Here is a 21,840-nt window from a genome sequence, read left to right as displayed (position 1 = left end):
AAGCCCTCACGAGTCGGAGGTCACGGCGTGAAGACGGCCCGAACGCAGCCGTCGGCCCGGTCCCGGAAGATCGCGTACCCCTCGGGGCCCTGCGCCAACGGCAGGCGGTGGGTGGCCAGGTGCTCGGTCCGCAGCTCGTCGCGGGCCATCCGGTCCAGCAGCATCGGCACGTCCCGCAGATCCGGTCGACGGGCGCCACGCAGCGTGAGCCGCCGCTCGGTCAGCGCGCCCAACGGGAACGCGTCGACGAACCCCTGCGTCCCGCCGAGCACCACCACCACGCCGCTCTTGCGACACGCGTGCACGGCCTCCCGCAACGCGTCCGGTCGGTCGGCCTGCTGGCCACCGAACCGGTCCACGATCGACCGGGCCGGCGGCGGGCCGACCGCCACCACGCACACGTCCGGCCCGCGCCCACCGCTGCGGTCGCGCAGCTCCGCCGCGACGTCGGTACGGCGGTAATCCAACGACTCGGCGCCAACGTGCCGCTCGGCCATCCGCAACCGCTCCTCGTGCCGGTCCACGACCAGCACCCGGGCGGCACCACGCAGTACCGCAGCCCGCGCGGTCAACTGGCCCACCGCTCCGGCGCCCCAGATCGCCACCACGTCACCCGGGCGCACCGCACCCAACTCGGCGGCCAACCAGCCGGTCGGCGCGGCGTCCGCGGCGAACACCGCCCGGTCGTCGTCGACCGCGTCCGGCACTCCGAACGCGCCCACGTCGGCGTACGGCACCCGCACGTACTCGGCGTGGCCACCGGCGAAGCCGCCCGCCGCCCGGGGCCGGCCGAAGCAGCCGCCGTCCGAGCCGGCCCAGTCGGGGTCGGCGCTGGCCGGGTCGGCATGGGCGTTGTCGCAGCAGGAGTGCAGGCCCTGGCGGCAGTACCAGCAGCCACCGCACGCGACGCTCGCGCCGACGACCACCCGGTCGCCGGCGCGGTGGCGGCGGACCCCGGGACCGACCTCGACCACCTCGCCCAGGAACTCCGCGCCGAGCACGTCGCCGGCGCGCAGCAGCGGGTGCCGGCCGGCCAGCAACGGCAGGTCACCGCCGCAGGTGACGCTGCGCCGGACCCGGACGATGACGTCACGCTCGTTGCGCAGCTCCGGGTCGGGCACCTCACGTACCGCCAACTCGCCGGCGGCCACCCAGCACAACGCCCTCACCCGTGGACCTCGGGACGATCCAGCGCCGAGCGGTCCGCGCGGAGCACCTCACCGGCCTCCACCCGCTGCTTGACCTGGCGCAGCGTCCGGCGGACCAGGAGGCCCGGGTCGTCGCCGACCAGGTGCGCGGCCAGACCGGTGGGCGGGGTGACGCCGACCAGCGGCCGGGCGGCCAGCTCGGTGCCCCGGTCGCCGGGCGCCGGGCGCACCCGCACCTCGACCGCGCCGTCCAGCCGGCGCAGCGGCTCGGGCCAGCGGCCGTCGGGAAGCACCTGCTCCGGAGGCCGGTCGACGGTCACCACCTCCCACCGGGCCGGCGCGGCGGGGTCGGCGTCCGCGCCCCGCCGGCCGCGCGCGGCGGCATCGCCCGGCCAACCCAGCCACCGGGGTACGCGCAGCAACCGCGCCGCTCCGGTCAGCGCCGTGCCGCCGAGGGCGGGTCCCGCCCGCGCCAGCCGTCCCATCGGTACCACCCGTCCTCCCGGTTCACGTCCCCCGATCGTCGGTCGCGTCCGGGTGAAGCCCGCTCGCCCGGAAGGGGTGAACCGGCCCGCGCGGGGTAACCGCTCGCCGACCGGGGGCGGAACGTGCGGTGGGGGGTGGGGCTGGGTGCCGGAACAGAATCGCGTACGGGTCGAACCGGCGCCGGGACCACCGCTGTTGGCGTCCCGACTGACCCCGGCCGTGCCGCCGGAGCCGGTGGTGGCCCGGCCCCGCCTGCTGCGCCGGCTGGACGAGGGCAGTGCCGGGCCGGTCACCCTGGTCGCCGCGCCCGCCGGCTGGGGCAAGACCACCCTGCTCGCCTCCTGGGTGCGGCTGGGTGGCGCACCGCCCGAGGCCGAGCCGGGCACGATCGTGCCGGACTCCGGCGACCTGTCCGTTCCATCCGCTGCTGGCCCGGTCTCGGCCTGGATGTCGGTGGAGGCCGGTGACGACGGCGACCGGCTCTGGGCGTACCTCGCGGCGGCGTTGCGGTCGGCGACCGGCTCGGCGGCGGACGGCCCGGTGCCGGACCGGCCGCCGCGCCCCGATCAGCTGGAGGCGCTGGCCGCCACGCTGGCCGCCGCGGACCAGCCGGTGCTGCTGATCCTGGACGACCTGCACCGGGTCGCCGACCCGGCGGCGCTGACCGGTCTGGAGTTCCTGCTGCGGCACGCCGGGCAACGGCTCCGCCTGGTGATCGGCGCGCGGGCCGGGTTGCACCTGCCACTGCACCGGCTCCGCCTCGCCGGCGAGCTGACCGAGATCGGGCCGGACGAGTTGGCGTTCACCGACGACGAGGTGGCGGACCTGCTCACCGCGCACGGCGCCGCGCTGCCGGCGACCGCCGTGCACCGGCTGCGCGAGCGCTCCGGCGGCTGGCCGGCCGCGCTGCGCATCGCGGCCCTGGCGGTACGCGGACAGCCCGACCCGGAGCGCTGGGTGGCGCAGTTCGGGGGCGATCAACCGGAGATCGCCGGCTACCTGCACGAGGAGGTGCTCTCGACGCTCGACCCGGCCCAGCAGGACCTGCTGCGCCGTACCGCCGTCGTCGACAGCGTGTGCGCCGACCTGGCCGAGGCGCTGACCGGCCGCGCCGACGCCGGTCAGGCGCTGGCCGACCTGGCCGGAACCGGTGGTCTGCTGCACCGGGAGGACACGCGGCCGCCCTGGTACCGGTGCGAATCGCTGCTCGCCGACCTGCTCCGCGCCGACCTGGCCCGGTTGCCCGCCGACGACCTGCGCGGCCTGCATGTCCGGGCCGCGCAGTGGTACGCGGGCGCCGGTCGGCCCGCCGACGCCCTGCGGCACGCCCTGGCCGCCGGCCGCTGGGACCTGGCCGGTGACCTGTTCGTCGCGCACTGGCCGGAGCTGACCCGCTACGACCGGGACTCGGTGCCCGCCCCGGCACCCGCGCCGCCGCCAGCGGAGGTGATCCGCGCCGACCCGGAGGTGGCGTTGGCCTGCGCCGCCGAGCGCGCGTACCTCGGTGATCTGCCGGCGGCCACCGGTCACCTGCGGGCCGCCGCCGAGCACGCCGCGGGCCTGCCGGTGCCGCGCCGGGACCGGTTCCTGCGGCTGGTCACCGCGCTGGAGTTGACCGTGGCCCGGCTCGCCGACGACCGCGCGGAGGCCCGGGCCGCCGCCGCGCGACTGCTGCGGACCCGTCCGTCGGGGGCCACGCCGACCCGGGTCCCGACCGGGGCGACCAGTTCCGCGCCGACGGCGGCTGGCGGTGGTGCGGCCGACGACCTGGACCTGCGGGCGTTCACGGGCACCGCTCTGGGGCTGGTCGAGTTGGCCGACGGCGCACTGCCCACCGCCCGGTTCGTCCGGGCCCGGGCGGCGGCTCGGGAGGCCGGACGACCGCGTACCGAGTTGGTCGGCGCCAGCCGAGCGGCGCTACTGCTCGCCGTGCGCGGTGAGCTACGAGCGGCCGAGCAGGCGGCCCGCGACGCGCTCGGCATGCCACCCTGTCGGGGCTGGTCGTGTCGACTCGACTGCGGCTACGCGTACCTGGCTCTCGCCGTGGTGGCGCTGCAGCGTGACCAGGCCGAGGAGGCCGCCGCGAACCTCGCCCTGGCCCTCCCGGCGTTCGACGTCGCCGGCGGTTGGGTCGGCGACGCGGCGGCGAGCGACGACGGGCTGGCCGCCGCCGGCGAACCGGTGGCGGTGGCGGTGGCCGCGCTGTGCCGAGCCCAGCTGCACCGCGACTCCGGCGACCCGGCCGCCGGGCAACGGCTGCTCGTCCGGGCCCGGGAGGCGCTGGCCGACCGGCCGTCCACAGCCGAGTTGACCGGCCTGCTGCGGGCCGCCGAAGCCGAACTGCGTGCCGAGCGGGGCGACCTGGACGCAGCCCGCGATCTGCTGACCGACGCCGCCGACGGGGACACCGACCCGGTGCTCGCGGTGACGCTGGCGAAGGTGCAGCTGCGGGCCGGCGACGCTGCCGCCGCCGGGCGCACCCTGCCGGACTGGCAGGCGCCCGCGGCCACGGCCTGGCCGCTACCGGTACGCCTGAACGCGGGCCTGCTGGACGCGGTGCTGGCCGAGCGCGCCGGAGACGGGCGTCGGGCCGGCCGGATCCTGGAGCAGACGTTGGACCTGGCCGGCCCGCAGGGCTGCCGGCGGGTCTTCACTCGTGCCGAACCGCCCGTGCGCGACCTGCTGGCCGCCCACCTGGACGCCGGCACCGCGCACTTCGCGCTGGTCAGTGACCTGGTGCGGGGCGCGGGGGAGAGCAGCGCCGGGCCGGCCGCCGGGCCGACGGGCACGCTCAACGAACCGCTCACCGAGCGGGAGTTGACCATCCTGCGCTACCTGCAGAGCATCCTGTCCAACGTGGAGATCGCCAGCGAGCTGTCCCTCTCGGTCAACACGGTGAAGACCCACGTCCGCAACATCTACCGCAAGCTCGACGCGACCCGCCGGCGCGAGGCAGTCCGGCGGGCGCGCGAGTTGCGGCTGATCTGAACGTGGTCAGGCGTTGGCGGCGGCGTCCGCGGCCGCCAACAGATCGGGCAGGTCGTACCCGCCCTCGTGCCGGACACCGTTGACGAACAGGGTGGGGGTGCCGTTCACCCCGCTGCGGATGCCGCCCACGAAGTCCCGCCGCACCCGATCCGCGTGCGCACGACTCTCCACCTCGGCGTTCAACTCGTCCGGCGGCAAACCGACCTGCTCGACACCGAGCGAGAGGTGCACCGGGTCGAGCTGGTCCTGATGCTCGTAGAGCCAGTCGTGCATCTCCCAGAACCGGCCCCGAACACCGGCGGCCTCAGCCGTCTCGGCGGCCCGCTCGGCGTACGGGTGCACGTTGGCGATCGGGAAGTAGCGGTAGACCAGCCGTACGATGTCGGCCCGCTGCCGCAGCAACTCGTGCAGGTTCGGGTACGCGGCACCGCAGAACTGGCACTGGAAGTCGCCGTACTCGACGATGGTCACCGCCGCGTCGGCCGGCCCCCGGATGTGGTCCTCGGTGGTCACCGGGTCCCGGAGTCGGGCGGTGACCTGCAGTGGCGTACTCATCCGGCCATCACCTTCCGATCGGCGGCGAGTTGGTCGAGCGCGTCGAAGATGCCGTCGGCACCGGGGTTGACGTCGGGCGGCGACAGATAGCTCCAGGTCACCGTTCCTGCCGGGTCTAGCACCACCAGCGCGCGGGCCGCCTCACCCTGGGGCAGGTACGCGCCGTAGCGGCGTGCCACCTCGCCCTTGGGCTCGAAGTCGGCCAGCAGGGGGAACTCGATGCCCCGCCTCTCGGCGAACGCCCGGTGTGACCAGATGCTGTCCACCGAGATGCCGAGCACCACCGCCTGGTACTGGGCGAAGACGGGTGCCGCGGACTGGTAGAGCGACATCTGGTCACCGCAGACCGGGCTCCAGTCGGCGGGGTAGAAGGCGAGCACGACCGGCCGGCCACGGAACTGCTCAGGCCCAACCGACGCCCCGTCCGGGGTGGCCGGCAGGGTGAAACCGGGCGCTGTGCGCCCTGGTGGGATCAGCCCGTTCGGATCACTCATGCCACCAGCCTGTTCCCGGGGTGGGTGAGGCGACCTCACCCACCCCGGGTGGTTCCGCGCTCGTTCACCCCCCGGCTCAGCGCAGCGCAGCGCTCCGTCAGCGCAGCACCGGGGCGACCGCGATGTGGTTCTGCACCTCCCGGATGCCCGGCGCGGACCAGGCCACCTGCTCCACCTCGGCCCGCTCGGGCATCGAGTGCACCAACCCGGCGAGTATCGCGGTGTCACCGTGCACCCGGACGCTGACCCGTTCGGCCTCGGTCGCTCCGGCCCGGGCGAGGGCGTCGACGATCCGATCGGCCAGGTTGCGACCGTCCGGCGCGGAGGCCGGCCGGACGGTGATGCCGTTGCTCACCCCGCGTACGCCGGTCAGCCGGGCGACCGCGCGCTCGGCGGCTCGGCGCTGGTACTCCCACTCGACATCGCCGTGCAGGGTCACCCAGCCGGCCGAGACGGTGACCTCAAGTTTCTCGATGGGCACGAACGCGTCCCACTCCAACCCGTGGCTGGCCGCCGCGGCCAGGTCGGTGTCGGCGCGCTCGGTGCCGCTGGTGAGCTGGACGGCCACGTCGTTGGCGACCGCCCGGACCGAGGCGACCCGATGGGTGGCCCGTTCGGCGGCCCACTTCTTGGCGTAACTGTCCACGCGGCCGGTCAGGGTGACGACGCCCTCGGCGACGGTCACGCCGATCTCGTGCGGCTGCACCCGCGGTTCCCAGGTCAGCTCGTCGAGGACGGCGGACTGGATGTCCTGGTCGGTGCGATTGATCTCCGCGATGGCCATCTGTCCCTCCTCCGCTGTTCCGATGGCGGACCGAGTGGCGGCTGCGGCCGGAGGTCCGCCGTGCTGCGATCCTGCCGCCGCACAGGGTGAGCCGTCCTCGCCCGGACCGGGTGACGCCGTGGCCGGAGCTGGGCGGCTCCGGGGAGGACCGCCAACCGATATCAATGATGGGAGCGCTTCCAAAGCGAGCGGGTTTCGGTTACGGTAATCGCGTTCCTCGATTGCGGGAGCCGTCGCGTCGGGTGGTGGGAGCCAGGGCAGCTCCGCGCGTTCCCGTCGTCGTGCTCGTCCCCCGGGCCACGGCGGCACCAGGCGATCGACCTCGTCCCCCGGGGCTCCATCCCGAGAGGAACCGCAGACGCGGATACTCAGCCCGGCGTCCTCCACCGGCGTCGACGTCCACTTCGGCCTGGCGATCGACCGACAACTTCCGAGCACCGCGCTGGCGGCCCCTCCGGCCTGGCCGCCATCACCTGCGTGCGCTGCAAAGCCGGTGATCCGGGCGGGACCCCGGATCACCACCGAAACACCGGTCCGCCGGGCGGCCTGAGGGGTCCGGCACCCGGCGGACCGGCCCACCCACCGTCCCAACCCCCACCCCACCCACCCGTCCCAACCCCACCCCACCCACCCCACCCCGCCCCCGCCTACCCCCACGCCCCGCCCACCCCACGCCACGCCCCACCCACCAACCCCCACGTCGATCATGGAGTTGTGGTGGGAGAAATGCTCTTTCCTGCCACATTCGTCCACCACCACAACTGCATGATCGGCGGGGGCGGGCGGGCGGGCGGGCGGGCGTGGGCGGGCCGGCGGGGCGGGCTGGCGGGGGTGGGTTGGCGGGGCGGGCTGGCGGGGGTGGGTTGGCTTGGGTGGGACTGGTGGGTGTGCATGGTTAGGCCCCGCTCGACTGGGTCGAGCGGGGCCTGTGGTGCTGTCGGTTTAGACGGCGGGGGAGCTGGGGCGGTCGACGTCGACGAACTCCACGTCGTCGACGGCGCGGTCGTCCCGGCTGCCGGCGGCCCGCGCGGCGGAACCGACGGCCCAGCCGACCGCCGCGCCGACGAGCGCGGCGCCGATCAGGAGCGTCCAGGGCAAAGCCGGCTGGCGGCCGGCGAGCGCGTCGAAGGCCAGCGAGGCGCGACGTCGCGCCTCCTCGGCGGCGGATCCCACCAGGTCACCCGCCTCGTCGGCGAGGTCGCTGCTGTTGCGACGGGCCGAGCGGGCAGTGTCCCGCACACTGTCTCCGGCGTAGCTGACCGCCGAGAGCAGGTGTTCCCAGGCCTGGTCCGCGATCCGCTCCGGCTTGCTGCGGCGGTCCAGCAGGTTGGTTCCGAACATCGTGGTTACCTCCTCAGGTGCCGAAGCCGCCGGCCACTTCGGACTTCGGCGTCTTTCCAGCGCGTCACGGTTTCGCCTATCCCGCAGTGCCCCGCGTCGGCCGGGCGCAAACCCGACCGACGCGGAGCACCGACGCGTCAGAGCCCCATGACTCAGCGCGCCACCGACTCAGCGCACCGCCGACACGGCGACGCCTCGGGCGAAGTCGTCGTCATCGTCGTCATCGTCGTCTCCGCCACCGAAACCGCAGGCCAGGACGAGGGCGAGCAGAACGCCGACGCCGGCCAGCCCGGCAAGTCGCTTGATCATCGAAGATCCTCTCCGTCGCGGTAGGTGTCCCGGCCGATGCTAGGGCGCGTCGGCAACCGTTGGCGCGGATCGGGTCGTACGGCTGCGGGCGACACGCCGGTGGCACGCGGGGCGGGCGTACCTCATGGCCGGTTGTCGGGTGTGCCGGGTTCGGACCGCTACCCTGGTTCGGCGGCGCGTCGGTGACGACCGATCGCCGATGGTCAAATAACAAAAAGTCTTGAGTAATCAGATACTGAAAAGTACGGATATGGGCGGCTTTGTGGGGCGGGATCCGCGAATTGCTCATCCCGAGGGGTGGCGACCGAGGCCGTCGGAGGAATACTCTCGGTCGCGGCCCGCGTACTGATGAGGCGCCCGGGGGACGGGCGGGTGGAGGTGCTCGCGTGAGCCTGTCGATCGTGAAGTCGGTTCTGTCCGGTGGTGTCGTGGAGATCGCCCCACGGGGCGAGATCGACGTCGACACAGCGTACGAGGTGCGCGAAGCGATCGCGGAGGTGCTGGCCAAGGGCCGCCCCCTGCGCATCGAACTCAACATGAGGCTGGTCACCTTCATCGACTCGGTCGGCATCAGCGCCATGGTTGCCGGCTTCCAGACGGCCGAGGTCAGCGACGTCAAGCTGGTGGTCACCGAGCCGAGCCGGTTCGTGCACCGGCAGCTCTGGGTGACCGGCCTGCTCGGCCTGTTCGGTGCCCCGGAGCCCTACTTCGCCGGCGCCGCCACCCCCGAGGTGCTGCCCGGCGCCTGAGCGTCGGGCATCCCCGGTCAGGGCTGTTCGTCCAGGCCGGTCAGGTCGACGTCGGTCGCCTCGGTGACCGCTCGGATGGCCGTCACCGACGCGTACCCGGCGGCGAGCAACGCCACGTCCGTGCCGGGCTGCGCGGCCTGCCCCGGCTCCTCCAGAGACGTGCGGACGAAGCCGTGGCCGGATTCGGCCACCGTCATCTGCACCTGACCGAAGCTGGCCAGGGTGCCCCGACGCACCCCGCGCAGTTGCCCCTGTGGCAGGTCCGGGGCGTTCACGTTGAGCACGCTCTCCATCGGGGCGGAGGTCAACCGGGGGAGCAGGTCCAGGGCGACCCGCGCGGCGGTGCCCCAGTGCCGTTCGGCGTCGCGTACCCGGACGGAGGCGTCCACCGCGGCGCCACCGCTCGCGGCCGTCGCCTCGCCGGCCGAGAGCACGTCGAGGGAGACCGCCATCGCCCGGCAGCCGTTCGTGGCGGCGGTGAACGCGGCGCCCACCGTCCCGGAGTGCAGCACCGCCCGGCCGGCGTTGGCGCCCCGGTTGACACCGGAGAGCACCACCGACGGCGGTGGGCCGAACGCCCCGTGCAGGGCGATCAGGGTGATGAAGCCGGGGGAACCGGCGACCCCGTACGCCGGCACGCCCGCCAGGTCCGGTAGCGGATGGTCGTTCACGACGACCCGCCCGTCGCGTTCCATGGCGCTCATCGCGGCGCTGGTGCCGCTGGCCTCCTCCATCGGCGCGGCGACCACCACGTCCAGGCCGCGCTGCGCGGCCGCCCAGGCCAGTGCCTGGATGCCCGGCGCGGCGATCCCGTCGTCGTTGGTGATCAGCACCCGCAGGGTCATCGTTCGACCACCCGGTCGGCCAACTCGTCCGGGGTGGTGCGCTCCTGTTGTCGGCTGTCCGCCGGCACCAGCCGGACCCGGTCCACCAGGCCGGTGATCGAGTCCAGCCGCCCGGTGCCGAGGCCGTGCCGGGTCACGTTCAGCGCGCCAGCGGCGGCGCCGGTTCGGATGGCGGTTCGGATGTCCCCGCCCCTGGCCACGACGGCGGCCACCCCGGCGGTCATCGAGTCGCCCGCGCCGCGCGGGTCGGCAGCCTCCAGCCGAGGCATCTCGACCTCGAACAACTCGCCGTCGATGAGCGCCAGCGCCGGCTGGTCGGCGCGGCTCACCACCACCGTCTCGGCGCCGCCGTCGTGCAGCTCGTACATGGCCCGGGTCAGCTCCAGGCTGTCGTCGCTGCGGGCGCGGCCGTCGCGGATCAACTCCTCGTGGCTCACCTTGAGGAAGAACACCCCGCTCTCCAGCACCGAACCGAGATGGTCGCCGGAGAGGTCGACCACCACCCGGCCGCCGTTGGCGCCGAGGTCGGCGGCGAAGCGCCGGTAGAGGTCGGCCGGGACGAGCCACGGTTCGTTCGGCCCACTGAGGATGCTCACCGAGGCCCGCAGGCCCTCGCCGAGGGCCAGGTTGTACAGCTCGTCGATCTCGTGCCGGCTCAGCGGCTGCCCAGGAACGTCGACGATCTCCTGCCGGGAGCCCTCCCGGCGATCGTGCACGTACCCGCCGCTGCCCGAATCGCGGACCACCACCTTGAGGTCCACCCCCTCGCCGACCAGCAGTGGCTCCAACACCTGGCCGATCTCACCACCGAGGGCGGCGCAGAGCACCACGTCGACACCCAGGGACAGCACCATCCGGGCCTGCCAGACGCCCTGCCCGCCAGGGTGCAGGTGCAGCTCGGGGTGGTCGTTCGGCTGGTCGACGGTCACTGTCAGCTGTGGAGTGGGCGCGAAAACCATCACGTGCCCACTCATCGGTCGTCGCCGTTCATGCGGTCCACCCCTCCGGCACCGTCGGGTGAATCGGTGCTAATCGATTCTAATCGGATGGGAGGCGGCAGGGCGTCTCATCGGCCCGGTCCGTCGCGATGCTGAGGGCCGTCGGGCGTTGCCAGCCAGACATCGGTACGGGACGATCGTGCGACCAACGACGGCGGGAGACGGTGTGCTCAGCAGCGATACCTTCAGCTACACCGTCCAGGCCCGGTGCGCACCGGCCACGGCGGCAGCGCTGCTCAGCGACCTGACCCGGCAGGGCGAGCTGCATCCGCTGATCGTCCGGGTTCGTCGGGTGCCGCCCCGGCCCGGCGCGCGGGCCAGCTACACGATCAACGATCGGCTGGCCGCCGGCCCGCTGCGCTTCCGGACCACGTACCACGCGGACGTGCTGATCAGCGAGGCCGACGAGATCGTCATGGTGGCTCGCCAGTGGCCAGCCACCACGGTGCGCAACCACACCCGACTGCGCGCCGATCCGGACGGCCTGGTTCGCGTCGACGTCGAGATCACCCTGACCGCGCCGACCCCGCTGTTCCGGTACGCGTTCCGCCAGGCCCAGGCCGCCCACCTCGCGTTGGCAACCCGGCTGGGCGCGGCCCTCGACCGAGCCGGCAACCCCCCACCCTGACCCACCCCACCCCCACCCCCACCCCCGCGCCCCCGCGCCCCCGCGCCCACCGCGCCGATCTTGCGGTTTCGGTTGCCTATATCAGTGGGATGCCCCTTTTTGTCGGGACAGTAAGTGCAAGATCGCGGAGCAGTGGGGGGCGGGGCGGGGCGGGGCGGGGCAAGATCGCGGGGTGGGTTAGGCAACTGTCGCGGAGTTCGCGCCGCTGCGGCTTGGGCGGGTGGGTTGGGCAGCGCGCCGTCGGCCCCACGGCTTGTACGTGGACAGCACCGTCGCGATGATCATCAGGCTGGTCGACACGGCCGGCGCGATCACCAGGTCGGCGCGGTCCCGAGTGGGCAGGGCGGCACCCATCGCCGCGGCGTGGCGCAGGTTCGGGGCGAGCAGGAACAGCACCAGCCCGACCATCACCGTGGTGAGCACGAGCTTGACCAGCACCCAGCGGTGGCGCAGCAGGCCCCACGGGGTGAGCAGCGAACTGGCCACACCGATCAGCCAGACCAGGACGCTCAGCGGCGCGAACAGCACCGTACCGACCAGCGCCGTGACCGGATAGACCGTTGCCGGGTCGGCCCCGCGCTGCACGGCGATGCCGAGGGTGAGCAGCACCAGGTCGGTGCCGAGCCAGCCCAGCGAGGTGACCAGGTGCAGGGTGAGCAGCGCTTTGCGGGCGGTGGGTCGGATCCGAGGCATACCGCGATGCTGCCCGGCGACCTCGGCCGGGTCGTCCGACGGCCGACGACATCCGGGGTACGCCCGGCGACGTAGCCGGGTCGCGCGTTCATGATCGAGACGACGTCACTGCTGTCGGGGTATCCCGTCGCGCGGATACCCCGACACCAGTGCTGGTGGCTCTAGTAGACCGACAGGTGCACGTGGTTCGTGTGGTCGGTGGACGGGGTGCCGTTGGCCCCGCTGTACGACTTCCAGCCACTGCTGGGCAGCCAGATCTGTTTGAACCAGATCACGTAGAGCACGGCGAGCCGGTCCGCGTTGCGGATGAAGTACGCCGCCAGGTTGTTGCCGTAGGTCTTGTCGCCGCCGGTGGCGACCCCGCCGAAGCCGTTCTTCTGCGCCGCGAAGTCGCAGGCCCGGCCCTTCGGGTGTTCACCGGAGCCGCCGGGGCGGTGGCAGGAGACGTACCGGGTGAAGCCGGCGACCTTGGCCTGGTTGAGCGCGTGCAGGGTACGCGGGGTGATGCAGCCGTTGGCCGGCGTGGGGTCGTTGACGCTGCACGACTCGGACGGCCAGGAGCCGTCGGAGTTGCGCGGCGCGGCCGTCGCGTTGGCGGCGGAGGTGCCCCGGTTGGAGCCGCTGTCGGTGGTGGTCTGCGGCTTGGGTGCGGTGGCCACGGTCAGGGCCCGTTCGGCCTGCTCCTTGCGCTTGGCCATCACCGCGACCTGCTTGCGCTGTTCGTTGATCTCGCCGTCCAGGGCGGCCCGGGTGCGGTTGGCCTGGTCCTTGCTGCTCAACAGGTCGCGCAGCACCCGGTCCTCGTTGGCGGCGACCGCGTCCAGCGCGGCTGCCCGGTCCATGAAGCCTTCCGGAGTGTTGCTGTTGAGCAGCGCCGACATCGTGCCGAGTCGACCGGTGCGGTACGCCACTTCGGCGATCTCGCCGACCTTGCCGTTGCGCTGATCGAGCTCGACCTCGATGGCCTTGAGCCGGGTGGTGAGCTGCTGCTGCCGTTGCACGGAGGTATCCAGGGCGCGCTTCGCGTCCAGGTAGCCCTTGCTGGCCGCCTCGAGTTGGGCGCGCAACGCCGGGGTGCCGCCCTCTTCGTCGGAGTCGGGTGCGGCGGCCCGCAGGCCGGTCGGGGGAGCGGCCGAGGCGGTGCCGGCCGGGAGCGCGACGCTGAGGGTGAACATCGCGACGATCAGGGCCGCCAGTCTGGCGGCGGGGGGTCGTGCTGGTGCCACTGCGCATGTCCTTCCGTCAGCCGCCGACCGGGTTAGCTGACGGGTTCGGGACGGAAGATCCCTACCGCTGACGCGGATGCACCCCAGGAACGTGGTTCCCCGGTTCGCCCAATCGAGCGATTAGGCGGCGACCGCCACCGGCGCCGGGAGGGCGCCGCCTGGTGGTGGCCGGGACCGAGCTTACCGGTGCCACTGGGGCGGCTGCAGCGAATGTGACGGACGGTGCGTGCGTCATCACCGAAAATGGCGATGGGAGCTGAGGAAGTTCCGTCACCACTCGATAGAGCCGCATGCCCCGGTGCCGGCGCCGGGCTCGATCTGCAACGTCGCGTGCTCGATGCGGAAGTCGTCGTGTAGAGCCGTACGCGCCGCGGTGAGCACCGCGCCGACCTCCGCGCCGGGTGCCATGGTCAGGTGGGCGGAGGCCACCTCCATGCCTGAGGTGAGCGTCCAGACGTGCAGGTCGTGCACCTCGACGACACCGGGAACCGCAGCCAGGCGGTCGTGTACGGCGGTCACCTGGAGGTGCTCCGGGGCGGCCTGCACCAGGATGCGGATGGCGGCGCGGGCCAGCCGCCAGGTGCGCGGCAGGATGAACACGCCGATGGCGACCGCGACCAGAGGATCGGCCCACCACCAGTCGGTGACGGCGATGAGCAGCGCCGCGCCGATGACGCCGAGCGAGCCGAGCAGGTCGCCGAGCACCTCCAGGTAGGCGCCCTGGAGGTTGATGCTCTCCCGGGCCCCGGCGCGCAGCAGGGCGAAGGCGGCGATGTTCGCGAGCAGGCCGAGGACGGCCACCACGAGCATCGGGCCGGCGATGACCTGGTGCGGGTCGCCGAAACGGCGGATCGCCTCGATCACCACGTAGATCGCGACGCCGGAGAGCAGGACGGCGTTGGCCAGCGCGGCGAGCACCTCGAGCCGGTAGAGCCCGAAGGTGCGCTGCGGGTCGCCGCTGGCCCGCCGGGTCGCCGTGATCGCGGCGAGCGCCATCCCGATGCCGAGCACGTCGGTGAACATGTGCCCGGCGTCGGAGAGCAGGGCGAGCGAGCCGGTGTGCAGGGCGACCACCGCCTCGACCACCATGAGGGTGGCGAGCAATCCGAACGCCGCCCAGAGTCGACCCCGGTGTTGCTGTGCGGCATTGGCGACGGACCCATGGTGGTGGTCATGACCTGCGCCCACGTGAATCACCTTCCGCCGCCGGTCGGGACCCGATCAAATGTATGCTCACATCGCTATGTGTGCAAGTGTACGGGCTGCGCCTCCCGACGGCGGCGGCCCGCACGCATCAGCCGGTCGGGTCGATCGTGGTGAGGCGCTGGGTGGCCCGGGAGAGCGCCACGTACAGGGTGCGTACCCCGGCGCCCGGATCCGCCCGGATCTCGCTCGGGGCGACCAGCACCACCCCGTCGTACTCCATGCCCTTGGCCTCCAGGCTGGTCACCACCTGCAACCTCGGCGCGCCGAGCGCGCCGAGCCAACCGGCGACCTCGTCGCGGCGCGGAACCGGCGTGATCACCCCGACCGTGCCCTCCACCTCGGCCAGCAGGCCGGCGGCCGCCTCCACGGTCGCGGTCTCCAACCCCGTCGCGGGCACCACCAGCTCGACCGGCTCGACCCCGGTGGAACGGACCGCGGTCGGCAGCGGCAGGTCAGGGTAGAGCCGGCGGATCTCCGCCGCGGCCACCGCGAAGATCTCCGCCGAGTTGCGGTAGTTGGTGGTGAGCGTGAAATCGTGTCGCTTGCGCCGGCCCAGCGCATGGTCGCGGGCTCGGGTCAGCTCCTCCGGATCCCCGGTCCACGCGGTCTGTGCGGGATCGCCGACCACGGTCCAGGAGGCCAGCCGACCGCGCCGACCGATCATCCGCCACTGCATGGGCGAAACGTCCTGCGCCTCGTCCACCACCACGTGCGCGTACTCCCGGTAGTCCTCCGGGCGTTCCCGGGCCGCCGCGCGGGCCGCCCGCTGGCGGTCGCCGAGGGTGCTCAGCTCGCGGACGCCGCCCGCGAGCTGGAACGGGTCGCGCCGCGCGCGGGCCGGCTGCACGGGCTTACCCAGCAGCGCGTCCAGCTCGTCCAGCAGGGCCACGTCGGCGATGGTCAGCCCGGCCGAGTCCAGGTTCCGGTACGCGGCGTTGAGCAGCCGGATCTCCGCCGAGGAGAGGATTCCCCCGGCGTAGCGGCGCAGCCGGTCCGGCTGGGCCAGCCAGCCGAGCACGTGCCGGGGATGCAGCCGGGGCCACCACGCCTTGAGAAACTCCCGAAACTCCGACCGCTCGGCGATCTCCGCCTCGAAGGCCGGTTGCTCCGGCAGTCGACCGATGCCCACCTCACGGGCCTGCGCCCAGAGCGCGGCGAACACCCCGTCGAAACCGGCCCGGCGGACCTCGTTGCGCCGCGCGCCCCGTTGCAGCGCTCGGTCGCGGATCCGGTCCAACGCGGCCCGGTCCAGCCGCAGCAGCGTGCCCCGGTAGAGCAGCCGCAGCTCACCCGGGCCACCCGGCACCGCGTCGCGGGCCGCCCGCTCCAGCACCCGGCGCATCCGCAGCGAGCCCTTCACCGCCGCCACCTCGGGCGGGTCGGTGCGGGTGGCGGTCATCCCCGGGAAGAGCGTGCCCAGCGAATGCAGGGTCGCGGTGTCCTCGCCGAGCGACGGCAGCACGGAGCCGATGTACTCGACGAATACCGCTGACGGGCCGACCACCAGGATGCCGCCGCCGGCGTAGCGGCTGCGGTCGGAGTAGAGCAGGAACGCGGCCCGGTGCAGGGCGACCGCGGTCTTGCCGGTGCCGGGGCCGCCCGCGACGATCGTCACCCCGGAGCCGGGCGAGCGGATCGCCTCGTCCTGCTCCCGCTGGATGGTCGCCACGATGTCCCGCATGCCCCGGCCGGTGGCCTTGGACAGGGTGGCCAGCAACGCGCCGTCGCCGACGACCGTCATCCCCTCCGGGGCGGCGGTCGGGTCCAGCAGGTCGTCCTCGATCCGGGTGACCCGCTCGGCGCGGGACTGGATCGTGCGGCGCCGCACCACGTCCAGCGGCTGCGCCGGGGTGGCCTGGTAGAAGGCGGCGGCGGCCGGCGCGCGCCAGTCGACGACCAGCGTGCTGGCGTCCTCGTCGCGGATCCCGAGTCGTCCGACGTGCAGCACCTGACGGTCGCGCAGATCCAGCCGGCCGAAGACCAGCCCCTCATGCTCGGCGTCCAGCGTGTGCCGTCGTTGCGCCGCGTGGAAGACCATCGCGTCGCGCTCGACCAGCGCACCGAACGTACCCACCCGGGCCATCCGGTAGCCGTCGCGCTCGGCGCGGACGGCCGACCGCCGCAGTTCGGCCAGTCGGGCGTACACCCGGTCGAGGTGTCGTTGCTCGACGGCGATCTCCTGCTCCAGGCCGGTCTGGTCGGTCAACGCACGCTCCTTCAAGGGTCGCCGGCAGGCGGCGGGAACCGCGCGGGCCAACCGCAGAAGGGTACGGCCCCGGGTCCGACCCGCCGCGCCCGAGGTGCGGGAACGTGCTCAGACACTCGTCGCGGCGGCGGCGGCGGCGGTGGCGGTGGTGGCGGCGGCGGTGGCGGGCGGGTGGGCCGGCGGTGATTCGGCGAGCACCCGTCGCACCACGCCGGTGAGCGCGGCGTTGACCTCGTCCGGGCGCTCCATCATCAGCATGTGTCCGGCACCTGGGCAGACGGTCAGCTCGGTGGCCGGCAGCACCGCCGCGATCGACTCGGCGCACGGTGGCGGAGTCAGCCGGTCCCGGTCGCCGACCAGGGCGGCGGCCGGCAGGTGGGCCAACGCGGCCAGGGTGTCCAGTCGGTGCTGGGTGCCGATGGAGGCGCGGAACCCGCCGATCGAGCGCAACGAGGCACGAGCCACCGCAGACGTCACCAATCGGATGTCGGCCGGCTCGCAACGGTCACCGAAGAGCATCCACCGGATGCTGGGTCGCAGCGCGGTCAGCAGTGCGCGGGGAGCCCGCCACGAGCCGCACCGGGCCAGCACGCCCGCCCCGGTCGTCTCCGCCAGCCGGATCAACCGGGCGATCCGCGGCGAGAGCCCGTAGACGGTGTGCGTGTGCCCCTCGGCGGTGGTCGACACGAAGACCAGTCCGGCGGTACGGGCGGCGAAATGCGTGGGGTGGCGGTGGGCGTACTCCATGATCGTCATGCCGCCCATCGAGTGCCCGACCAGCACCACCGGCCCGGTCGGCGCGACGGCGTCGAGCACCGCCGCCAGATCGTCGCCCAGCTGGGCCAGGGTGGCCGTGGGCAGCGCCATGCAGCTGGACCGGCCGTGCCCACGCGCGTCGTAGGCGACGACCCGCACCGACCCGCCGAACGGCGCCGCGGTGAGCGCGTCGACCTGCCGGTGCCAGGCGCGCCGATCCAGCGTCCAGCCGTGTAGCAGGATGGCGGTGACCTGGGCGTCCGTCGGACCCGTCGCCTCGACGTTGAGCCGTACGCCGTCCGGCATACCGACCTCGAACCGCTCCGGCATCGCCACCTCCCCAGGGTCGTCCCGCACCACCAGCACCTCCGATACCCGGCGGTAACACCGGCTACCCGCCATGACACCACGCCAATCGCGCCGTGCGAACATTCCCGACCTCGCCCGTGCGCACCGTCGGCGGGCCAAGCTGAACGACATGGGGTCGTCGGGAGCGCCCATGGACGCGACGTCGGGGCAGGAACGCCAGGCGGGCGGTACGCCCCGGGCCGCGCTGGCCGATCTGCTCGCCGGCAATCGGCGGTTCGTCAGCGGCCAGCCGATACACGGGCACGACGTCACGGCCGCCGCGGCCGCGGCCTCCGGCGACCAGCAGCCGTACGCCGTGGTGCTCGGCTGCATCGACTCCCGGGTGCCGCTGGAGGCGATCTTCGACCAGACCTTCGGCGCGATCTGCGTGATCCGTACCGGCGGGCATGTGCTGGATCGCGCGGTGTGCGGCTCGATCGAGTACGTGGTCAGCCAGCTCGGCGTACCGCTGGTGATGGTCCTCGGCCACGAGCGGTGCGGTGCGGTGGGTGCCACGGTGGACGCGCTGCGCGCCGGGGAGCGCCCCGGCGGGTCGCTGGCGCACCTGGTGGACGAGATCGCCCCGTCGGTGATCGAGGCGGGGATCGACGATCCGGCGGTGCAACCGCTGGCGATCCGCCGGCACGTCCGGCGTACGGTGCGCATCCTGCGCGAGGACGATCTGCTGGTCGGGCCGGTGGCCGCCGGTCGGGTGGCCGTGGTCGGCGGCCTCTACGACCTGGCCACCGGCGAGGTCGCCCTGCTCGATCCGGGCTGAACCGGCCCTGGAACGCGCGAAACCGCCCGCCGGGAATCCCCGACGGGCGGTTTCAGATGATGCGGTGGGGGAGAGCTCAGCCCTCGAAAACGCCGGCCGCGACCAGGCGCTTCTCGGTGGCCTCCCAGCCGTCGCCCGGGTGGGCGGCAGCCAGGTTGTTGATCTCCGCCCGGATCTTGGCGGCGTGGCCGGCGGCGGCCAGAACGCGGATCTCCTCGACGAAGGCGTCGGAGTCCGTGCGCAGGTGCGCGGTCTTGCCGTTGGTCAGGTTCCGCACGTAGGCGTGCTTGCCGCCGTTGAGCGGGATGAGGTACTTGAACTCGCCCAGCACGCTGAGGGCGCCACCCTGGCCAGCCTGGCCGGCCCGGACGGACGCGCGCGCGGTCTTAGAGGTGTTGCTCGCCACGGAGGTACTCCTTGCAAGACGTACGGGAGGACTGGACGTCCGGGGGCTGTGTGCGGGTCGTACGTGACTCGGCCCGCGTAGGTGTAACGCGGCATAAGCCGCCGGTGGAACTGTACAGGACCACGACATCATGCTGGTCGTCGCGGTGTCCTGAGAGGCAACGGGGACCACCCGTCCGGCTATTCCGCCCGGCGTTTTTTCCGATTCCCTGGCGCACCACGCGCCACAGGAGTCATCATGTGTTGCAGAAACCACCTGGGTGGACGAGGTCGTAGGGGAAGACGCACCTCGCTCTCCGGGAGGTCACCGTGCCAACGCGTGGCGTCGTATACGTCCACTCGACCCCGCTCGCCGTGTGCTCGCACGTCGAGTGGGCGATCGCGCGCGTCCTAGCCGCGCCGGTCAACCTGCAGTGGACGGCTCAGCCCGTCGACCCCGGCGCACGCCGGGCCGAGTGCGGGTGGACCGGTCGTCCGGGGACGGGCGCCGAGCTGGCTGCTGCCCTACGGCAGTGGCCCATGATCCGTTTCGAGGTCACCGAGGAGCCGAGTCCCGGTGCCGACGGTGAGCGCTTCATGTACGTGCCGGCCCGTGGCCTGTTCCGGGCCACCGTCGGCGTGGCCGGCGACATCCAGCTCGGCGAGGACCGGCTGCGGGCGCTGATGGCGGCCTCGCGGGCCCCGGAGGCGCTGGCGCATGCCCTGGACAAGGCGCTCGGCACGGCATGGGACGCTGACCTGGAGCCGTACCGGTACGCCGGTGACGGTGCCCCGGTGACCTTGCTCACCCGGGTCGGCTGACCCGACCGTCCGCGACTCCGACGTGCAGCGGCGCCGCCACTGGAGTGTGCGGGCGGTAAGGTCAAGTTGCCCCGATAAGGGGGAACTGGTGGGATAGGCGGCGTGTCGAATCGCCCGTGGCGCGCCCGCGTCGCTGTCGCCGCCCTGACCGCCCTGCTCGTCTCCGGCTGCTCGGGCGGCTCGCCCCGTCCCGCCCCGACGCCCAGCCCGGCCGCCACCTCCGACCCGAGCGTTCCCGCCGCGCCGCCGGCCGGCGATCCCGCCGGCCGGGCCGCCGCGCTGGTGGCGACGCTGTCCGACGAAGACCTGGTTGGCCAGGTGCTGATGCCGTACGCCTACGGCGACTCGGCGACGAAGGTCTCCGCCGGCTCGGCGGCCGGCAACCAGGCCCTCGCCGGGGTCGACACCCCGGCCGACATGATCGCCAAGTATCGGCTGGGTGGCCTGATCCTGGTCGGCTTCAGCGCCGACGACCCGACCAAGGGCAACCAGGAGACCACGAACGTCGACAACCCCAAACAGGTGCACGAGCTCACCACCGGGCTGCGTACCGCCGCCGGTCGGCTCGCCGCCGGTCCCGCGCCGCTGCTGATCGGCACCGACCAGGAGTACGGCGTCGTCACCCGCGTGACCGACGGGGTCACCGTGCTGCCCAGCGCCCTCGCGGCGGGCGCGGCCGGTGACCCGAAGCTCACCGAGGCTGCCTGGCGGGCCGCCGGCACCGAGTTGGCCGCGATGGGAATCAACGTCGACTTCGCCCCGGTGGCCGACGTGCTGGCCACCCGCAGCACCGTGATCGGCTCCCGGTCGTACGGGGCCGACCCGAAGCAGGCCGCCGCGCAGGTGGGCGGCGCCGTCCGTGGCCTTCAGTCGGTCGGGGTCGCGGCCACCCTGAAGCACTTCCCCGGCCACGGTCACAGCGCCGACGACTCGCACCAGGATCTCCCGGTGCTCACCCAGTCCGCCGCGGCGTTGCAGAGCGGAGCCTGGCCGCCGTTCACCGCCGGGATGGAGGCCGGCGCGATGGCGGTGATGTCCGGTCACCTGGACGCGCGCGAGATCGACCCGGGAACCCCGGCGACGTTCTCGCACAAGCTGCTCACCGACGTGCTGCGCGGCCAACTCGGCTTCAAGGGCGTGGTGATCACCGACGGGATGAACATGCCGCCCGCGAAGCGCTGGGCACCCGGCGAGGCGGCCGTCCGGGCGCTCAACGCCGGTAACGACCTCATCCTGATGACCCCGAACGTGGGTCAGGCGTACGACGGGCTGCTCGCCGCGCTGCGCGGCGGGTCGCTGCCCCGGACCCGGCTGGTCGAGGCGGTCACCCGGGTGCTGACCATGAAGTTCCAGCTCGCCCAGCTGCCGGCGGCGCAGATGTCCACGCTCAACACCCCGGAGCACCGGGCGGCGGCCGACGCGCTGGCCGCCGCCGCCGTCACCGTGCTGCGGGGCCCCTGCGGTACGGCGGTACGCGGGCCGGTCACCGTCACCTCGTCCGGCGGTCGGGATGGCACCCGGGCCACGCTCACCGCCGCGCTGACCGCCGCCGGGGTGCCGGTCAAGCCCAGCGGCGGCACGATAGTGCACCTGGTGGGCTACGGCGACGGCGCCAGCGACCTGCGCCCTGACGCCGCGGTCACGGTCGCCATGGACACCCCGTACGTGCTGGCCGACGCCAAGTCACCGACGCTGCTGGCCACCTACTCGTCCAGCCGGGCGTCGATGACCGCGCTGGCGGCCGTGCTCGCCGGCAAGGCCCGGCCGGGCGGCCGATCCCCGGTGGCCGTACCGGGCCTGCCCGCCACGACCTGCCCCAGCAGCTGACCACGACCCCACCGCGACTCACCTCACCCGGCGGTCGCGAGCCCGCGTACCGTGAGCCGGTACGCGGGCAGCACGTCGGTCCGTTCGACGATCAGGCCCTCGTTGACCGCGAAGACCAGCGCAGCGCGGGTACGAGTGTCCATGGTGGTGATCCCCGTTAGTCGATCTTCAGTCGGCCCATCAAAACGGTACGGCGACGTCACGTCAGTCGGCTTCGGGTGCCCGCGCGACGGATATCGGCTCGCCCCACCCCGGCCGGTCTGCCAACC

Annotated in this window: 21 protein-coding genes and 1 riboswitch; of the genes, 6 read left to right on the top strand and 15 right to left on the bottom strand. The window is 73.4% G+C overall.

Features of this window, described 5'->3' with window-relative positions; all coding sequences use genetic code 11:
• Window positions 1–20: 20 nt before the first annotated feature.
• Both ACIBF8_RS13400 and ACIBF8_RS13395 read right to left on the bottom strand, forming a co-directional pair.
• Entirely contained in the window at window positions 21–1,169 is a 1,149-nt protein-coding gene (locus tag ACIBF8_RS13400; protein ID WP_396782962.1) for an alcohol dehydrogenase catalytic domain-containing protein, read from the bottom strand.
• Window positions 1,166–1,633 carry a hypothetical protein gene (locus ACIBF8_RS13395; protein WP_396782961.1) on the bottom strand — a complete coding sequence of 156 codons (468 nt, stop codon included), beginning with the start codon at window positions 1,631–1,633 and terminating at the stop codon, window positions 1,166–1,168. The genes ACIBF8_RS13400 and ACIBF8_RS13395 overlap by 4 nt, the downstream gene beginning before the upstream one ends.
• A gap of 76 nt (window positions 1,634–1,709) precedes the next feature.
• On the opposite strand from ACIBF8_RS13395, the gene ACIBF8_RS13390 reads away from it, so the two are divergent.
• The gene (locus ACIBF8_RS13390; RefSeq protein WP_396783125.1) at window positions 1,710–4,622 is read left to right on the top strand and encodes a LuxR C-terminal-related transcriptional regulator; all 2,913 of its coding nucleotides are present in this window, start codon (window positions 1,710–1,712) and stop codon (window positions 4,620–4,622) included.
• A gap of 6 nt (window positions 4,623–4,628) precedes the next feature.
• Here the strand turns inward: ACIBF8_RS13390 and ACIBF8_RS13385 are convergent, their stop codons facing one another.
• The 5 genes from ACIBF8_RS13385 to ACIBF8_RS13365 all read right to left on the bottom strand — a co-directional run bounded on the left by ACIBF8_RS13385 (window position 4,629) and on the right by ACIBF8_RS13365 (window position 8,105).
• Window positions 4,629–5,177, bottom strand: coding sequence for a DsbA family protein (locus ACIBF8_RS13385; RefSeq protein ID WP_396782959.1), 549 nt, complete (start codon window positions 5,175–5,177; stop codon window positions 4,629–4,631).
• Entirely contained in the window at window positions 5,174–5,671 is a 498-nt protein-coding gene (locus ACIBF8_RS13380; protein WP_396782957.1) for a redoxin domain-containing protein, read from the bottom strand. Before ACIBF8_RS13380 ends, ACIBF8_RS13385 begins: the two co-directional genes overlap by 4 nt.
• Before the next feature lie 97 nt (window positions 5,672–5,768).
• Window positions 5,769–6,455 carry a BON domain-containing protein gene (locus ACIBF8_RS13375; RefSeq protein WP_396782956.1) on the bottom strand — a complete coding sequence of 229 codons (687 nt, stop codon included), beginning with the start codon at window positions 6,453–6,455 and terminating at the stop codon, window positions 5,769–5,771.
• A 942-nt stretch (window positions 6,456–7,397) separates the two neighbouring features.
• Window positions 7,398–7,796 (bottom strand): hypothetical protein, encoded by a 399-nt coding sequence (locus ACIBF8_RS13370; protein WP_396782955.1) that lies wholly within the window; start codon window positions 7,794–7,796, stop codon window positions 7,398–7,400.
• 168 nt (window positions 7,797–7,964) lie between these two features.
• The gene (locus tag ACIBF8_RS13365) at window positions 7,965–8,105 is read right to left on the bottom strand and encodes a hypothetical protein (RefSeq protein WP_238670080.1); all 141 of its coding nucleotides are present in this window, start codon (window positions 8,103–8,105) and stop codon (window positions 7,965–7,967) included.
• Between the two features lie 386 nt (window positions 8,106–8,491).
• Here ACIBF8_RS13365 and ACIBF8_RS13360 point away from each other — a divergent pair, with 386 nt between their 5' ends.
• The gene (locus tag ACIBF8_RS13360; protein WP_030330302.1) at window positions 8,492–8,854 is read left to right on the top strand and encodes an STAS domain-containing protein; all 363 of its coding nucleotides are present in this window, start codon (window positions 8,492–8,494) and stop codon (window positions 8,852–8,854) included.
• A gap of 17 nt (window positions 8,855–8,871) precedes the next feature.
• Here the strand turns inward: ACIBF8_RS13360 and surE are convergent, their stop codons facing one another.
• Together surE and ACIBF8_RS13350 are read right to left on the bottom strand one after the other, a co-directional pair.
• Window positions 8,872–9,699 (bottom strand): 5'/3'-nucleotidase SurE, encoded by an 828-nt coding sequence (gene surE, locus ACIBF8_RS13355; protein WP_396782953.1) that lies wholly within the window; start codon window positions 9,697–9,699, stop codon window positions 8,872–8,874.
• Window positions 9,696–10,673: a PfkB family carbohydrate kinase gene (locus tag ACIBF8_RS13350; protein WP_396782952.1), complete on the bottom strand. Its 978-nt coding sequence runs from the start codon at window positions 10,671–10,673 to the stop codon at window positions 9,696–9,698. The genes surE and ACIBF8_RS13350 overlap by 4 nt, the downstream gene beginning before the upstream one ends.
• A gap of 190 nt (window positions 10,674–10,863) precedes the next feature.
• Here ACIBF8_RS13350 and ACIBF8_RS13345 point away from each other — a divergent pair, with 190 nt between their 5' ends.
• On the top strand, window positions 10,864–11,325 hold the full coding sequence (locus ACIBF8_RS13345; RefSeq protein WP_396782950.1) for an SRPBCC family protein: 462 nt from the start codon (window positions 10,864–10,866) through the stop codon (window positions 11,323–11,325).
• A 177-nt stretch (window positions 11,326–11,502) separates the two neighbouring features.
• Here the strand turns inward: ACIBF8_RS13345 and ACIBF8_RS13340 are convergent, their stop codons facing one another.
• From ACIBF8_RS13340 to ACIBF8_RS13320, 5 genes are all read right to left on the bottom strand, one after another.
• The gene (locus ACIBF8_RS13340) at window positions 11,503–12,018 is read right to left on the bottom strand and encodes a hypothetical protein (RefSeq protein WP_396782948.1); all 516 of its coding nucleotides are present in this window, start codon (window positions 12,016–12,018) and stop codon (window positions 11,503–11,505) included.
• A 161-nt stretch (window positions 12,019–12,179) separates the two neighbouring features.
• A complete protein-coding gene (locus ACIBF8_RS13335; RefSeq protein ID WP_396782946.1) occupies window positions 12,180–13,244 on the bottom strand; it encodes a coiled-coil domain-containing protein in 1,065 nt (354 codons plus the stop codon).
• A 5-nt stretch (window positions 13,245–13,249) separates the two neighbouring features.
• Window positions 13,250–13,381: riboswitch (cyclic di-AMP (ydaO/yuaA leader) on the bottom strand.
• A gap of 133 nt (window positions 13,382–13,514) precedes the next feature.
• Entirely contained in the window at window positions 13,515–14,432 is a 918-nt protein-coding gene (locus tag ACIBF8_RS13330) for a cation diffusion facilitator family transporter (RefSeq protein WP_396782945.1), read from the bottom strand.
• 106 nt (window positions 14,433–14,538) lie between these two features.
• Entirely contained in the window at window positions 14,539–16,656 is a 2,118-nt protein-coding gene (locus tag ACIBF8_RS13325) for a HelD family protein (RefSeq protein ID WP_396782943.1), read from the bottom strand.
• A 108-nt stretch (window positions 16,657–16,764) separates the two neighbouring features.
• Window positions 16,765–17,742, bottom strand: a complete 978-nt coding sequence (locus tag ACIBF8_RS13320) for an alpha/beta fold hydrolase (protein WP_396783123.1) — start codon at window positions 17,740–17,742, stop codon at window positions 16,765–16,767.
• A 169-nt stretch (window positions 17,743–17,911) separates the two neighbouring features.
• On the opposite strand from ACIBF8_RS13320, the gene ACIBF8_RS13315 reads away from it, so the two are divergent.
• On the top strand, window positions 17,912–18,538 hold the full coding sequence (locus tag ACIBF8_RS13315) for a carbonic anhydrase (RefSeq protein WP_396782942.1): 627 nt from the start codon (window positions 17,912–17,914) through the stop codon (window positions 18,536–18,538).
• Window positions 18,539–18,614: 76 nt separating this feature from the next.
• On the opposite strand, the gene ACIBF8_RS13310 is transcribed toward ACIBF8_RS13315, so the two are convergent.
• Window positions 18,615–18,944, bottom strand: a complete 330-nt coding sequence (locus tag ACIBF8_RS13310; protein ID WP_088988216.1) for a hypothetical protein — start codon at window positions 18,942–18,944, stop codon at window positions 18,615–18,617.
• Window positions 18,945–19,252: 308 nt separating this feature from the next.
• On the opposite strand from ACIBF8_RS13310, the gene ACIBF8_RS13305 reads away from it, so the two are divergent.
• Window positions 19,253–19,744 carry a DUF3145 domain-containing protein gene (locus ACIBF8_RS13305; protein ID WP_091409261.1) on the top strand — a complete coding sequence of 164 codons (492 nt, stop codon included), beginning with the start codon at window positions 19,253–19,255 and terminating at the stop codon, window positions 19,742–19,744.
• A gap of 93 nt (window positions 19,745–19,837) precedes the next feature.
• On the top strand, window positions 19,838–21,571 hold the full coding sequence (locus tag ACIBF8_RS13300) for a glycoside hydrolase family 3 protein (RefSeq protein WP_396783121.1): 1,734 nt from the start codon (window positions 19,838–19,840) through the stop codon (window positions 21,569–21,571).
• Window positions 21,572–21,840: the final 269 nt, after the last annotated feature.

Source organism: Micromonospora sp. NPDC050276, from assembly GCF_044459545.1.
Classification (GTDB): domain Bacteria; phylum Actinomycetota; class Actinomycetes; order Mycobacteriales; family Micromonosporaceae; genus Micromonospora.
The sequence above is the reverse complement of the archived record's forward strand: the minus strand, read 5'-3'. Positions and strand labels throughout refer to the sequence as shown.

Excerpts from the sequence above, each read along its gene's own strand:
- ACIBF8_RS13395 (WP_396782961.1), bottom strand. The coding sequence starts at position 1,633 with ATGGGACGGCTGGCGCGGGCGGGACCCGCCCTCGGCGGCACGGCGCTG.
- ACIBF8_RS13385 (WP_396782959.1), bottom strand. The coding sequence starts at position 5,177 with ATGAGTACGCCACTGCAGGTCACCGCCCGACTCCGGGACCCGGTGACC.
- ACIBF8_RS13380 (WP_396782957.1), bottom strand. The coding sequence starts at position 5,671 with ATGAGTGATCCGAACGGGCTGATCCCACCAGGGCGCACAGCGCCCGGT.
- ACIBF8_RS13375 (WP_396782956.1), bottom strand. The coding sequence starts at position 6,455 with ATGGCCATCGCGGAGATCAATCGCACCGACCAGGACATCCAGTCCGCC.
- ACIBF8_RS13370 (WP_396782955.1), bottom strand. The coding sequence starts at position 7,796 with ATGTTCGGAACCAACCTGCTGGACCGCCGCAGCAAGCCGGAGCGGATC.
- ACIBF8_RS13365 (WP_238670080.1), bottom strand. The coding sequence starts at position 8,105 with ATGATCAAGCGACTTGCCGGGCTGGCCGGCGTCGGCGTTCTGCTCGCC.
- surE (WP_396782953.1), bottom strand. The coding sequence starts at position 9,699 with ATGACCCTGCGGGTGCTGATCACCAACGACGACGGGATCGCCGCGCCG.
- ACIBF8_RS13350 (WP_396782952.1), bottom strand. The coding sequence starts at position 10,673 with ATGAGTGGGCACGTGATGGTTTTCGCGCCCACTCCACAGCTGACAGTG.
- ACIBF8_RS13340 (WP_396782948.1), bottom strand. The coding sequence starts at position 12,018 with ATGCCTCGGATCCGACCCACCGCCCGCAAAGCGCTGCTCACCCTGCAC.
- ACIBF8_RS13320 (WP_396783123.1), bottom strand. The coding sequence starts at position 17,742 with ATGCCGGAGCGGTTCGAGGTCGGTATGCCGGACGGCGTACGGCTCAAC.
- ACIBF8_RS13315 (WP_396782942.1), top strand. The coding sequence starts at position 17,912 with ATGGACGCGACGTCGGGGCAGGAACGCCAGGCGGGCGGTACGCCCCGG.